This window comes from Salipiger sp. PrR002 (assembly GCF_010500775.1).
GTDB lineage: Bacteria > Pseudomonadota > Alphaproteobacteria > Rhodobacterales > Rhodobacteraceae > Salipiger.
On the sequence record NZ_JAAGOU010000009.1, the window covers coordinates 143,679 to 155,486 of the forward strand.

Consider the following 11,808-nt stretch of genomic DNA (forward strand, 5'->3'; position numbering starts at 1 on the left):
ATCCCGCGCCGAAGGTGAATTTTACACCTTGATTTTCTGCGCCCGCGAAGTAATAAAATTACCCAAAGCCAATCATGGCAGCCAATTTATTACCGGACCACCGATGATGGAGGAGAAGATGCTCGACAACCTGCCCCGCGGGACGATCTGCATCGAAGACATCGAGATGGGCATGTCGCGCCACCTGCGCAAGCAGGTCACCGACCGCGACATCGAGCTTTTTGCCGAGGTCTCCACCGATCACAACCCGGTCCATCTCGACGACGCCTATGCGCAGGACACGATCTTTGAAGGGCGGATCGCCCATGGCATGCTCACCGCCGGGCTGATCTCGGCGGTCATCGGCGAGCAACTGCCCGGCCACGGCACGGTCTACCTCGGGCAGACGCTGAAATTCGTCGGCCCCGTGCGCCCCGGCGACACGGTTCTGGCCGAGGTCACCGTGACCGACATCGATTTCGCCAAGCGCCGCGTCATGCTCGACTGCAAATGCACCGTCGAGGGCAAACCGGTGCTGGTCGGCGAGGCCAAGGTGCTGGCGCCGTCGCGCAAGTTCGACTGACCCCGCTCAGAGCGTTTTGACCAGCAGCACCCATTCGCGGGTCTTGGTCTCCCAGCCGTCGAAACTGCAGGGCCGCGAGGCTTCGACCACATAGCCCTGCCGCTCGTAGAGCCGCCGCGCGCCCTCATTGTGCCCGGCAACGATGATGCTCATCCGCGAGAGCCCTTCGGCGCGCGCAATCTCTTCGGCCAGTTTCAGCAGGCCGGTGCCCAGCCCCATGCCGCGGTGCTCTGGGTAGCAGGCGAGCACGTTGACGTACCAACTGCCCGGCGCGGAATTCTCAAGCTCCTGCAGCGGGCGGTAGATGGCGGGCAGATCGTCGGGCACCGGATCGGGGCTCTGGTCGATGGCGTAGCCGGTCAGCGCGGCAACCGCCCCAGCGCCAAAATCCACCACGATCACCTGCTCTTCGCGGGCCTTCTCGGCCTGCCGCCGACGGCCCACTTCCCACGGGTCCATCCCCGGCTCCGCCAGTTCCTGCCACAGAAAGAACGGCAGCCCCTCCCCGGCAAAATTCACCAGCTCCGCAAGTTCCTGAGCATCCTCGGGTGTTGCGATGCGATACGGCGGTTTCAGGTCAATCATTACCGGTCCTCCCATACGACTGAGGGCCGAGCGTATCACGGGGCTCGGCGGTTGTCGTCTGGCGGCTTTCCGCGCAGTCATCCCGCTCGGCACTAGACGACCGGTCTATTTTGATTATCTACACCCTATGACCGAGCCGAAGAAATCAGACACTACCCGCCGCAAAATCCTCGCCACTGGCCGCGCCCTTGTGCTGCACGGCGGCTTCACCGGCGTGGGCCTGTCGCAAATCCTGCGCGAGAGCGGCGTGCCGAAAGGGTCGTTCTACCACTACTTCCCGTCGAAGGAGGCCTTCGGCTGCGCCCTGCTGCACGAGTATGTGGGCGAATACCTTCTGAAGTTCGACGCCCTCGCCGAAGCGCCCGGCACCGCCGGTGACAGGCTCGCCGCCTATTGGGACGTCTGGCTGGACGAGAGTGCCCAAGAAGGGCTTGCCAGCCGCTGCCTCGTGGTGAAGCTCGCCGCCGAGATCGCCGATCTTTCGGACGACATGCGGCGTATTCTCGATGCGGGTGTGGAGCAATTGGTGGCACGCATCGCCGCGCTGCTGCGCGAGGGAGCCGAGGATGGATCCCTGCGCCCGCAGGCGGACCCCATGGCCACGGCAGGCGGGCTCTACGCCCAATGGCTTGGCGCGGCGATCCTGTCGAAACTGGCGCGCAGCGAAGCGCCGCTGCGGCAGGCACGGGCGGATACGGCGCTTCGGCTCGACCCCCAGACACCCTGACACCCTGACACTCATACACAGACCAAGGAGCACTCCCATGCGAGCTGCCTATCATGACGTCTTCGGCGACCCGGCCGAAGTGATGCTGTTCGGCGAGACCGACACCCCCGAACCCGGCGCCGGACAGGTGCTGGTCAAGACGATCCTCTCGCCGGTTCACAACCACGATCTGTGGACCATCCGCGGCCAATACGGCTACGTCCCCGAGCTGCCCGGCGAGATCGGCGGGTCCGAAGCGGTGGGCAAAGTCGTGGCCGTTGGCGAGGGCGTGGACGACGCGCTCATCGGTCAGCGCATTTCGGTCGGCGGCGTGCACGGCAGCTGGGCCGAGTATTTCGTCGCCCCCGCCGCCACGCTGGTGCCCCTGCCCGCCGAGATCGCGGACGAAGCGGCGGCACAGCTTATCGCCATGCCCTTCAGCGCCATCGCCCTGCTGGACTCGCTGAAAGTCGGCGAAGGCGAATGGCTGGTGCAGACCGCCGCCAATGGCGCGGTTGGCAAGATCATGGTCAGCCTCGCCAAGGCACGCGGCATCAAGCTGCTCAACCTCGTGCGCCGCGCCGAGGCGGTGGCTGAGCTCAAGGCGCTTGGCGCCGAGCATGTGCTCTGCACCTCGGAGGCGGGCTGGCTGGAGCAGGCCAAGGCGCTTCTGGGCGAGGCTGGCGCAGTCTCGGCGATCGACTCCGTCGGCGCGGAACTGGGCATGGATCTGGCGGCGCTGCTGGGACAGGACGGCGAATATGTGGTCTTCGGCACCGCCACCGGCGCGCCGCTGCAACTGCCGAGCGGCGAGATGATCACCAAACACCTCGCGGTGCGCGGCTTCTGGGCTGCCCGCGTGTTCAAGGAAATGAGCGGCGAGACGCAGGTTCGTCTGCTGACCGAACTGGTGACGCTGGCGGCGCAGGGCAAGCTGACGCTGGACGTGGGCGGCATCTTTGATCTCGAAGAGATCACCGAGGCGATGAAGGCGGCGCAGACCCCGGCGCGCACGGGCAAGATCCTGCTGCGGGGCTAAGCTCGCCCGCCCCACGCGAAGCCGCCGGAAAACCAACCGGGGCAAAACAAAGCCCCCTCACCGTCGCCGGAGAGGGGGCAGGTTCCACGGGCCGGGGATGCGCGGCCCGTGGTGGGGATCAGGGAGCGATCAGAGGAAGGCCTGCGCCACGATGGCCGAGCCCACGTAGGTGCCGGTCATCACCAGCACGGCGACCACGGCGATCTTCCAACCCGAGGTCTTGGCGATCTCGATCTCACGCTTGGCAATCGCGATGCCCGCATAGGCAAGGCAGGGCGTGGCCAGCGTCAGGAAGTTCACGTGGCTCACCTTGTCGAGGATCCACGCGCTGCCCGGCGTCCACGGCATGGTGGCAAGGATGCCCACGGCAGAAATCCACGCCACCGAGGGCAGCTTGAACGGCACGAATTTGGTCAGCACCATGCCGATCATGCACATCACCCACAGGATGATCAGGCCAACCAGCCCCTGCGGCACGGTGTTTTCGGTCGCCACGGTGTTGCCCACCAGCGCGATCACGCAGACCACCGCCAGTGCCGCAGCATGGGCCCCGAGGCCGAGCTTCGGCTCTTCGGTCAGGTCGATGTCGTCGGTACGGATATCGCTCATGGCTCAGGCTCCGGCTTTGGTGGGCTCTTTGCGGCCCAGCAGGTCATAGAGTTTCTCGGTCAGCGGCAGCGCCACAAAGACGCAGAGGTAAAGACCGGTGGCATAGGTCAGCACGTTCGACGCACCTGCAAGTGCGAGGATCTGCTCTTCCATGTCCGGCACCGCATGCACCAGCGCGCCCGAGCAGGCCGCCATCATGCTGCCCGAGCCGATGCCGCAGGCCATGGCCAGCGCTTCGATCGAGAACGCCCCCGAGGTGGCGAGGATCGAGGCGAGAATGGCAAAGATGAAGGTGCCGAAAAGCGTGCCGATCACATAGACCCCCATGACGCCCGCGCCCTCTTGGCTCTTGAGGCCGTATTTGTCGGCGATGATCGCGATGTTGGGCTCGCGCGCCACCGAGAAGCAGGCACCGATCGCCTCGCGACCCATGCGCAGCACCAGCACGGCAACCGGGAAGGCCAGCACGATTGTGCCGAGGTTGCCCAGTTCCTGCAGCACGAGCGCGGGACCGGCGGCGATGATCTTGTCCATCGACGGGCCGATGATCGTGCCGAACTTGGCGATGAAGGGCATGATTGCGATGACGATCAGCGGCGAGGCGGCATGCACCTGCCGGTCGCGGATCAGCGCGCGCGCGCCCGAGATGACGTTGGGGTTGATCAGCAGCCCCAGCACAAAGGCATAAAGCAGCGGCAGAAGCAGGATCGAGCCGATGCCGATGGGCACGGCGATGACCCCGATCAACTCGGCGATCACGGTGATGACCAGCACGCTGACATGCAGCCGCCAGTCCAGAAGAATGTCTTTGATTGGCATGAGGGGACCTCTCTGTTGACGCCCCCCATTCGGGGTGACGCATTGGCCGGGACCGGGCGCCTACCCGGTCCGCGGCAAAAGTTGAAGGGCAAACGCTCCGGATCAGCCCGGCGCGTAGCCAAAGCCCTGCGCGGGGTTCTCAGCGGTCTCGACCCAGACGGATTTGGTCTGAGTGTAGGCGGCCAGCGCCTCGCGGCCCGACGAGCGGCCATAGCCCGAGCGCCCGAAACCGCCAAAGGGCGACATGACGTTGATCGTCTTGTAGCTGTTGACCCAGAAGGTGCCCGCCCGGACCTGCGCCGCCATGCGATGCGCCCGGCCCACGTCCTGCGTCCAGACAGCGCCGGCAAGGCCATAAGGCGTGGCATTGGCCAGAGCGATGGCCTCTTCCTCGGTGTCGAAGGGCAGCACCGAGACGACGGGGCCAAAGACTTCCTCATTGGCGATGGTCATCTGCGGCGTCACCTGATCCACCACAGTCGGCGCAAAGAAGTAGCCGCCGCTGGCCGCGAGCGCCGCGGGCTTGGCCCCGCCGCTGGTGATCTCGGCGCCCTGCGCCGCCGCCTCGCGCACCATCTCGTCGATCTTCGACCATTGCCGCTGGTTGTTCACCGGGCCGATCTGCGTCGCCGGATCCATCGGCGCGCCGACGGGGATATTGCCAGCCGCAACGCTCAGCTTTTCAACCATTTGCGCGTGCACGGACCGGTGCACCAGCAGGCGCGAGCCCGCCACGCAGCTTTGACCGCAGGAGGCAAAGATCGCCGCCTGAGCGCCCACAACGGCGCGGTCAATGTCTGCATCGCCAAACACGATGTTGGCCGATTTGCCGCCCAGTTCCAGCACCGAGGGCACCAGACGCTTGGCCGCCGCGCCCGCGATCTTGGAGCCCGCCTCGGCGGAGCCGACAAAGACCACCAGCGCCGTCGCCTCGTTCTCGATCATCGCCTGACCCGAGCCCGGCCCGTCGCCGGCGATGACATTGACGAGGCCCTTGGGCGCGCCCGCCTTCTCGCACAGGATGCCGACCACGATGGACGACAGCGGCGTCAGTTCCGAGGGTTTGATCATCACGCCGTTGCCCGCGCAGATCGCCGGGGCGACCTGCCAGCAGCAGGTGAAGAGCGGCGCGTTCCACGGCGTGATCTGGCTGACCACCCCGAGCGGCTCGTGGCGCGTGTAATTGAGATGCGTCGAGGGCACGGGGATCACGTCGCCGGTGATCTTGTCACACCAGCCCGCGTAATATTCGAACATCTCGGCCATGCGCGCGGGCTCGCCCGTGGTGTCGCGGATCGGACGGCCCGAGGACAGCGCCTCAAGCTCCGACAGCGCGGCGGCATTGGCGCGCATCTGGCGACCGATCTCGAACATGATGCGCCCGCGCTCGGAGGCGGTCTTGGCGAACCACTCCTTCTGCGCGCGCGTCGCGGCCTCGGCGGCCTGCGCCACCACATCTGCCCCGGCGTCCTTGTAGCGGGCGAAGACCTCGCCGGTCGCAGGATCGGTCAGTTCAAGCGCGTGTCCGGTGCCCGGCACAAGCGCGCCGCCCACATAAGATTGCACCTCGGAGGAGCCGGTGAGACCCTTCAGCAACTCGGCCACGCGGGCCGCGGTATCGACCATGTCTTTGGCCATCACATCTTCTCCTTCTGGGTCAGGCGGTCCACCGCGGGATCGCCCATATGCATGAAATCGTCGCCATCTTTGAGCCCCGAGTTCTCCTCGGCCCAGAGGTCCGCCACCAGATCGGCGACCGGCATGGCAACCCCGCTGCGCTCGGCCAGTTCGCGGGCAAGCCGCACGTCCTTGCGCATCAGCCCGGTGCTGAAGCCGCTATCGAAGCTGCGCGGCAGCACCCAGTTGGGGAAATGAATCTCCGACAGCGCGCTGCGCCCGGTGGCCGAGTTGATCACCCGCAGCGCGTCCTCTGCGCCAACGCCCGCCGCCTCTGCCAGCCGCAGCGCCTCGAGCGTGGTGACCATATGGCTCGCGACCAGCATGTTGTTGACCAGCTTGGCGACATTGCCGGCGCCGCTGGGGCCGACGTGCAGGATCTTGCCCGCCATCGCCTCGAGCGCGGGCATCGCTTCGGCCACCCAGACCTCGTCACCGCCGAGCATCACCGAAAGCTGCCCTGCCGCCGCGCCCGCAGGCCCGCCGCTGACCGGCGCGTCAAGAAAACCGTGCCCCTCGGGGGCGAGCAGCGCCGCGAGCTTGCGGCTGACCTCCGCCTCGGAGGTCGAGGTGTCGATGATCACCTTGGCGGCCGCGCCCTTTTCGAGCAGCCCCGCGCCGCCTGCAGCCGCGATCACTGCCTCGACATGCGCCGCCGTGGGCAGCGAGAGCACGATCACATCCGCCGTCGCAAAGACCTCTTCGGGGCTCGCCTTGGGCGCGATGCCCGCCTCGCGGGCGCGCTCCTGAGCCGCCGGAGCGGGGTCATAGCCCGAAACGTCAAAGCCTGCCCGCACGAGGCTCGACGCCATGCCGAAGCCCATCGCCCCTAGGCCGATCACCCCGGCTTGTTTGCCTGTCTGTGCTGCCATGTGATCTCCTGTCGTTGTCCGTTGCCACCCCCTTTGGGCCGGCGCTTCGGAAAACTATCAGGAGCGAATGCGTTCTCAGGAAGACTTGGATCAAGCACATCGCGTTGCTCTGAGAGCAACGCGAACGCTCAGGCGCGGAAGGCCACCATCCGGTCGGACAGGAAGCTCGCCACCAGTTCCACCGATTTCGGCAGGCGCCGCCGGGCGCGCACCAGAAGATGCGTGCTGACCTGATGCAGCGATGGCTCGTCGAGGTCGATCACCGCGAGATCGCCGCGATCCGCCTGAATTGACGCGGAAAACCTTGGCAGAAAGGTCACGCCCATGCCTGCACTGACGTAGCGGATCAGCATCGCGATCGAGGCGGTTTCCACATGCACCCGCAGCGCCAGCCCCCGGTCTGCGGCCACCTGCCCGACGAGGTGGCGAATGGCGTGGCGGGCGTCGAGCATGGCCACCGGCTGCTCCAGCACCTCGGCGAGCGAGACGCTCTTGCGCGCGGCCAATGGTGAATTTCTGGGCACCACCGCGCAGAGCGGCTGCCGCCCGACGGCGACAGAGCGCGTCGCCTCGGTCACCAGCGGGTTGTAGGCGATGCCGATGTCCGCTTCGCCCTCGATCACCCGGCGTTGCAACTCATCGGTGCCCGCGTGGTCGATGCTGAAACGGATCTGCGGCTGTAGGCGGCTGAGGTCCGACAGGCCGTTCTCCATGAGATCGGCGGTGAACCCCTCGCCAAGTGCGATCCGCACGGTCTGGCTGCGCCCGTCGCGGTAGCGCCCGATCTGGTCGAGCAGAAAGGTCTGCTCGTCCTGCAGGTGCAACGCGTGTTCCCGCAGCAACTCGCCAGCCTCGGTCACCGTGACGCCTTTCGAGCTGCGCTCGAAGAGGCTCACCCCCAGCCGCGTCTCGGCGTCGGCGATCTTGCGCGAAATCGCCGAGGGCACGACGTTCAGCCGCTCCGCCGCGCGGCGGATCGACCCCTCCTGCGCGACTGCGAGGAACTCGCGCAGGAAGCGGCTGTCGAAGGCGTCCATCGGAGCGGCCTTACCCGGCGGTGGCGCGGCGGGCGAGCCGCACCCAGTATTCCGCCCCGGCGGGCAGCACCGCGTCGTTGAAGTCGAACTTGGCCGAATGCAGGCCGGGGTTCTCGCCCTCGCGCGCAGCACCGAGCCAGAGGTAGGCGCCCGGCACCTCGTTCAGCATAAAGGCGAAATCCTCGGAGGCCATGCTCGGGCCGACCATGGTGGTGTCGAGCCCCATCTCAGCCGCCACCTCGCGCGCCAGCGTGGCCTCGGGCGCGCTGTTGAGCGTGGCCGGGTAGCGGCGCTGGTAGTCGACATTGGCGGTGCAGCCCTGCGCCGCCGCCTCCGAATCCGCGATGCGGCGCAGGCGCTCTTCGATGATGTCACCCGCTTCGGCACCGAACCAACGGCAGGTGCCGCTCAGCACCGCGCGGTCGGGGCAGACGTTGTAGGCCGAGCCGCTGTGGATCTGCGTCACCGACACCACCCCCGGCTCCAGCGGCGAGAGCGCGCGGGCCGGGATCTCTTGCAGCGCGGCGGCGGTGCGCCCGGCGGCGGCGATCACCCCGTCGGATTGCTCGGGCATGGCGCCATGGCCACCCTTGCCCCGGATCTCGATGTCGAAGACCGAAAACGCCGCCATCATCTTGTCATCGCGCGCCACGAAGCGCCCCGGCGCCAGCCCCGGCCAATTGTGGATGCCGAACACCTTGTCGAGCGGGAACTGCTTGAGCAGCCCGTCCTCGATCATCACCCGTGCGCCGCCTTCGCTTTCCTCGGCGGGCTGGAAGATCAGCGTCACGGTGCCCTGCTCCACGCCTTCTTCGGCGATCTTGCGCGCGGCGAGCAGCAGCATCGCGGTGTGACCGTCGTGGCCGCAGGCGTGCATCTTGCCGGGCACGGTCGAGGCATAGGCCGCGCCGGTCGCTTCCTCGATGGGTAGTGCGTCGACATCGGCGCGCAGGCCGATCACCGGCGCGCCCTGCCCCATCTGCGCGACCACACCGGTGCCCGCGAGCCCGCGGTGCACCCGCCAGCCCCAGCCGGTCAGCAGCCCGGCGATCATCTCGGAGGTTCGGTGCTCTTCGAAGCCAAGCTCGGGGTGGCGGTGCAGATCGTGACGCCAGCCAATGGCCTCTTCGATGTGGTCGGTGTCGAACATGCGGTCTCCTTAGGGCGCCTCGGGCGCCTCCTGAAATGTGAGAAGGATGCCGCCCAGCCGGGCGACGTCGGTCAGGACAAGCGCGCCCGCGACCTCGCGATAGGCAAAATCGCCACGGTCGAGGTACGGACGAACGCTGTCCAGAGAAAAGCAGCCGAGGTCGAGCGAGATCACCGAAGGCGCACCATCCGGTGCAAGCGCCTCGGGCAGCGGACCAAAGAGCACCCGCGCGGCATCGCGGCTGACCACGCGCCAAAGGCCCCTGCCGGTGGCCACCTCGAACCCCCAGCCGGTGTCGCGCAGCGCCTCGGGGCCGTGCAGCGTGGTCAGCCAGTCGCGCACCGCGGGCTGATCCGCTGGCGCGGCGAGGATGGTGGCCGAGACGAACCCATGCGCGCCATTGGGGTGGTCCATCCACTTGGGAAACTCGATGAGATCGCGGCGGTGCTGCTGACAGGCGAACATCGTCAGGCGCGGCAGGCCGGACCGGGTGAAGACCTTCAGCGTCGTCGCGGTGCGGTCGGGCGTGCCATCGTCGCGCACCACGTCGCGCCCGAACTCGATGGTGCCCGCGCAGGTCCCGCCGCGCGCCACCACCGCCGCCTCATCCGCCGCCGCATCGCTTGAATTGAGCGCCGAGAGCGGCACGCCCTCGCGCTCGCCCAGCCAATGCTGCACGTGGCGGCCAAAACGGAACTCTCCGGCCGGGTAGCCGTCCAGCAAGCTCTCGTCACCGATCCCCACCAGTTCCAGCAACTGGTTGCGGAAGATCACCAGCGCCGTCGACGTGCCCCAAGGGTGCATCCCCGGGGGCTTCATCAGGAAACCGAGCGACAGGTAAGTCTCGCGTGTCTTGGCCAGATCGCGCACGCAAACCAGCGGGTGGTCGATCCCCAGAGAGGTCATTCCGCATCCCCTTTCAGCTTTGCCAGCGGCACGAACCCCGCGAAACGCCCGGCGCCCCGGTCGGTGCCGCGCGGGCCGGTGACCACATGGCCGGGCGGCACATCCTTGGTCACGATTGCCCCGGCGGCCACGGTCGCCCCGGCGCCCACTTCGACCGGCCCGAGGATCAGCGCGCCCGCCCCGACCACCGCACCGCGGCGCAGCTTCGGGTGTCGCCCCTCGCCCATGTCGACAAAATTCGAGCCCAGCGTGACCCCGTGCCAGAGGCTGACGTCCTCTTCGATCACCGCCGTCTGTCCGATAACCAGCCCGATGCCGTGATCGAACCACACGCCGTGCCCGATGTCGGCCTGCGGCCAGATCTCGACCGAGAGCGCACGGGTGAACTGGCCCTTCACCGCCAGCGCAAGCTCCTCGCGCCCGGCCAGCCAGAGCGCCCGGCTCACCCGGTAGGACAGCAGCGCGTGATAGCCATTGGCAAAGAGCAGCACCCGCGGCGCGCCGCCGGGTTGCGCGTCGCGCGCAGTGGTGACCAGCAGATCGTCAAGCGCGGTCTCCAACAGATCCGCGTCATGGCGAAACAGCTCCACCGCCAGCCCGCGCAGCCATGCCCGCGCCATGCCCTCGGGCAGGCAGGCTGCCAGCGCGGCGGCCATCAGTTCGGGCAGATCGGTCACCTCCCCCGCCTCGATCCCCAGCAGCACCGACAGGCCCGGCTCGGCGGCAAGCAGGTCTCGGGTTTCGGGCAGAAGGGAGGTCTGCAGGGGATTTGCGGTCATGGGGCCTCGCGCGGGTCTCGGTGGCTGGCGCAAAGCTGCCCCGAGGAGGGTGCTGCGCACAAGAGCAGAATTGCCTCCGCCGTGTTGCCCTGAGAAGAACACCCAGCGGTGCCGTCGTGCACACGCCGAGGCCCAGCGAGACGGCGGCGCTTGAACCGCGCAGACGGAATGCTCAGCCCTCGGCCATCCGCGCCTTCAGCCATGCACCGAAGGTCCGCGCCGCCGGCACCTGTTCGCGCACCGCGATGAAATAGCCCTCGCGCGCGGCGATCGTCCCGGCGTGCGCGGGCACCAATTGCCCCGAGCTGAGCGCGTCGCGCCCCAAGAGCGCGCTGACCAGCGCCACCCCGGCCCCGCCCACCGCAAGCTGCAGCGCCATGCCATAGGAATCGACGTAATGACTGGGGCGCAGATCGCTCAGCCCGTGCGCCGCTCCGAAAGCGTCCCAGCCCACCGAGGTGCCGACCGACTCGATCAGCGGCAGCGCCTCCAGAGGACCTGTCAGAGCCGGAGACTTCAGCGCCATCAACTCGCTCGGCTCCAGCGGCAGCGCGCTTTGCCCGACCTGCCGCTGCGAGCCGAAACGGATCTCCACATCCGCCATGGCGCTTTGGAAATCATCGGGCCAGATGGCGCTGACAAAGCGGATGCGGATGGTTGGATGGCGGCGCTGGAAATCGGCCAGATGCGGCGCGATCACCCAATGCGCCATGCTCACCGAACTGGCGACGGTCAGCAGCTCTTCCTCGGGGGCCACGTCGAAGGCCAGCGTCGCGGTCTGCAGCATCTCAAGCGCCGAGCCCACCTGCGGCATCAGCTTGCGCCCGGCGTCGGTAAGCGCCAGCCCGCGCGGCTTGCGGGTGAAGAGCGGCGCGCCGAGGCGGGTCTCGAGCGCTTTGATCTGCTGGCTCACAGCCGATTGCGTCATGCCGATTTCCTCGGCGGCGGCGGTGAAACTGAGGTGCCGGGCCGACGCCTCGAAGGCACGGAACCAGCCGACCGGGGGCAAGGCGCGGGGCATGCATCACTCCATTAGCATAACTAATGGATAAGCCCCGGTTTTCCGC

At 67.5% G+C, this 11,808-nt stretch carries 13 protein-coding genes and 1 pseudogene; 3 read left to right on the top strand and 11 right to left on the bottom strand.

Features of this window, described 5'->3' with window-relative positions:
- Positions 1-118: 118 nt before the first annotated feature.
- Positions 119-562, top strand: a complete 444-nt coding sequence (locus tag G0A00_RS11820) for a MaoC family dehydratase (RefSeq protein WP_164180554.1) — start codon at positions 119-121, stop codon at positions 560-562.
- 6 nt (positions 563-568) lie between these two features.
- Here the strand turns inward: G0A00_RS11820 and G0A00_RS11825 are convergent, their stop codons facing one another.
- Positions 569-1,147: a GNAT family N-acetyltransferase gene (locus tag G0A00_RS11825; protein WP_164180344.1), complete on the bottom strand. Its 579-nt coding sequence runs from the start codon at positions 1,145-1,147 to the stop codon at positions 569-571.
- A gap of 127 nt (positions 1,148-1,274) precedes the next feature.
- On the opposite strand from G0A00_RS11825, the gene G0A00_RS11830 reads away from it, so the two are divergent.
- Positions 1,275-1,874, top strand: a complete 600-nt coding sequence (locus G0A00_RS11830; protein ID WP_164180342.1) for a TetR/AcrR family transcriptional regulator — start codon at positions 1,275-1,277, stop codon at positions 1,872-1,874.
- Between the two features lie 37 nt (positions 1,875-1,911).
- Entirely contained in the window at positions 1,912-2,892 is a 981-nt protein-coding gene (locus G0A00_RS11835) for a zinc-binding dehydrogenase (RefSeq protein ID WP_164180340.1), read from the top strand.
- 129 nt (positions 2,893-3,021) lie between these two features.
- On the opposite strand, the gene G0A00_RS11840 is transcribed toward G0A00_RS11835, so the two are convergent.
- The 10 genes and pseudogenes from G0A00_RS11840 to G0A00_RS11880 all read right to left on the bottom strand — a co-directional run bounded on the left by G0A00_RS11840 (position 3,022) and on the right by G0A00_RS11880 (position 11,762).
- Positions 3,022-3,501, bottom strand: coding sequence for a hypothetical protein (locus G0A00_RS11840; protein WP_164180338.1), 480 nt, complete (start codon positions 3,499-3,501; stop codon positions 3,022-3,024).
- Positions 3,502-3,504: 3 nt separating this feature from the next.
- Complete coding sequence (locus G0A00_RS11845; protein WP_066109851.1) at positions 3,505-4,320, bottom strand: DUF3100 domain-containing protein; 816 nt, start codon at positions 4,318-4,320, stop codon at positions 3,505-3,507.
- A 102-nt stretch (positions 4,321-4,422) separates the two neighbouring features.
- Positions 4,423-5,958 (bottom strand): aldehyde dehydrogenase family protein, encoded by a 1,536-nt coding sequence (locus tag G0A00_RS11850; RefSeq protein ID WP_164180335.1) that lies wholly within the window; start codon positions 5,956-5,958, stop codon positions 4,423-4,425.
- On the bottom strand, positions 5,958-6,389 hold the full coding sequence (locus G0A00_RS26740; protein ID WP_255455345.1) for an NAD-binding protein: 432 nt from the start codon (positions 6,387-6,389) through the stop codon (positions 5,958-5,960). Before G0A00_RS26740 ends, G0A00_RS11850 begins: the two co-directional genes overlap by 1 nt.
- A pseudogene (locus G0A00_RS26745) lies at positions 6,375-6,887 on the bottom strand (NAD(P)-dependent oxidoreductase); the annotation flags it as partial. The gene G0A00_RS26740 and the pseudogene G0A00_RS26745, both read right to left, overlap by 15 nt.
- A gap of 110 nt (positions 6,888-6,997) precedes the next feature.
- Entirely contained in the window at positions 6,998-7,906 is a 909-nt protein-coding gene (locus G0A00_RS11860; RefSeq protein ID WP_164180331.1) for a LysR family transcriptional regulator, read from the bottom strand.
- Positions 7,907-7,916: 10 nt separating this feature from the next.
- Positions 7,917-9,056 (bottom strand): M20 aminoacylase family protein, encoded by a 1,140-nt coding sequence (locus G0A00_RS11865; RefSeq protein ID WP_164180330.1) that lies wholly within the window; start codon positions 9,054-9,056, stop codon positions 7,917-7,919.
- 9 nt (positions 9,057-9,065) lie between these two features.
- Positions 9,066-9,962, bottom strand: coding sequence for a VOC family protein (locus tag G0A00_RS11870; protein WP_164180328.1), 897 nt, complete (start codon positions 9,960-9,962; stop codon positions 9,066-9,068).
- Positions 9,959-10,741 carry a serine O-acetyltransferase gene (locus tag G0A00_RS11875; RefSeq protein WP_164180326.1) on the bottom strand — a complete coding sequence of 261 codons (783 nt, stop codon included), beginning with the start codon at positions 10,739-10,741 and terminating at the stop codon, positions 9,959-9,961. Before G0A00_RS11875 ends, G0A00_RS11870 begins: the two co-directional genes overlap by 4 nt.
- A gap of 172 nt (positions 10,742-10,913) precedes the next feature.
- Complete coding sequence (locus tag G0A00_RS11880) at positions 10,914-11,762, bottom strand: LysR family transcriptional regulator (RefSeq protein WP_066109829.1); 849 nt, start codon at positions 11,760-11,762, stop codon at positions 10,914-10,916.
- Positions 11,763-11,808: the final 46 nt, after the last annotated feature.

Excerpts from the sequence above, each read along its gene's own strand:
- G0A00_RS11820 (WP_164180554.1), top strand. The coding sequence starts at position 119 with ATGCTCGACAACCTGCCCCGCGGGACGATCTGCATCGAAGACATCGAG.
- G0A00_RS11825 (WP_164180344.1), bottom strand. The coding sequence starts at position 1,147 with ATGATTGACCTGAAACCGCCGTATCGCATCGCAACACCCGAGGATGCT.
- G0A00_RS11830 (WP_164180342.1), top strand. The coding sequence starts at position 1,275 with ATGACCGAGCCGAAGAAATCAGACACTACCCGCCGCAAAATCCTCGCC.
- G0A00_RS11835 (WP_164180340.1), top strand. The coding sequence starts at position 1,912 with ATGCGAGCTGCCTATCATGACGTCTTCGGCGACCCGGCCGAAGTGATG.
- G0A00_RS11840 (WP_164180338.1), bottom strand. The coding sequence starts at position 3,501 with ATGAGCGATATCCGTACCGACGACATCGACCTGACCGAAGAGCCGAAG.
- G0A00_RS11845 (WP_066109851.1), bottom strand. The coding sequence starts at position 4,320 with ATGCCAATCAAAGACATTCTTCTGGACTGGCGGCTGCATGTCAGCGTG.
- G0A00_RS11850 (WP_164180335.1), bottom strand. The coding sequence starts at position 5,958 with ATGGCCAAAGACATGGTCGATACCGCGGCCCGCGTGGCCGAGTTGCTG.
- G0A00_RS26740 (WP_255455345.1), bottom strand. The coding sequence starts at position 6,389 with ATGGCGGGCAAGATCCTGCACGTCGGCCCCAGCGGCGCCGGCAATGTC.
- G0A00_RS11860 (WP_164180331.1), bottom strand. The coding sequence starts at position 7,906 with ATGGACGCCTTCGACAGCCGCTTCCTGCGCGAGTTCCTCGCAGTCGCG.
- G0A00_RS11865 (WP_164180330.1), bottom strand. The coding sequence starts at position 9,056 with ATGTTCGACACCGACCACATCGAAGAGGCCATTGGCTGGCGTCACGAT.
- G0A00_RS11870 (WP_164180328.1), bottom strand. The coding sequence starts at position 9,962 with ATGACCTCTCTGGGGATCGACCACCCGCTGGTTTGCGTGCGCGATCTG.
- G0A00_RS11875 (WP_164180326.1), bottom strand. The coding sequence starts at position 10,741 with ATGACCGCAAATCCCCTGCAGACCTCCCTTCTGCCCGAAACCCGAGAC.
- G0A00_RS11880 (WP_066109829.1), bottom strand. The coding sequence starts at position 11,762 with ATGCCCCGCGCCTTGCCCCCGGTCGGCTGGTTCCGTGCCTTCGAGGCG.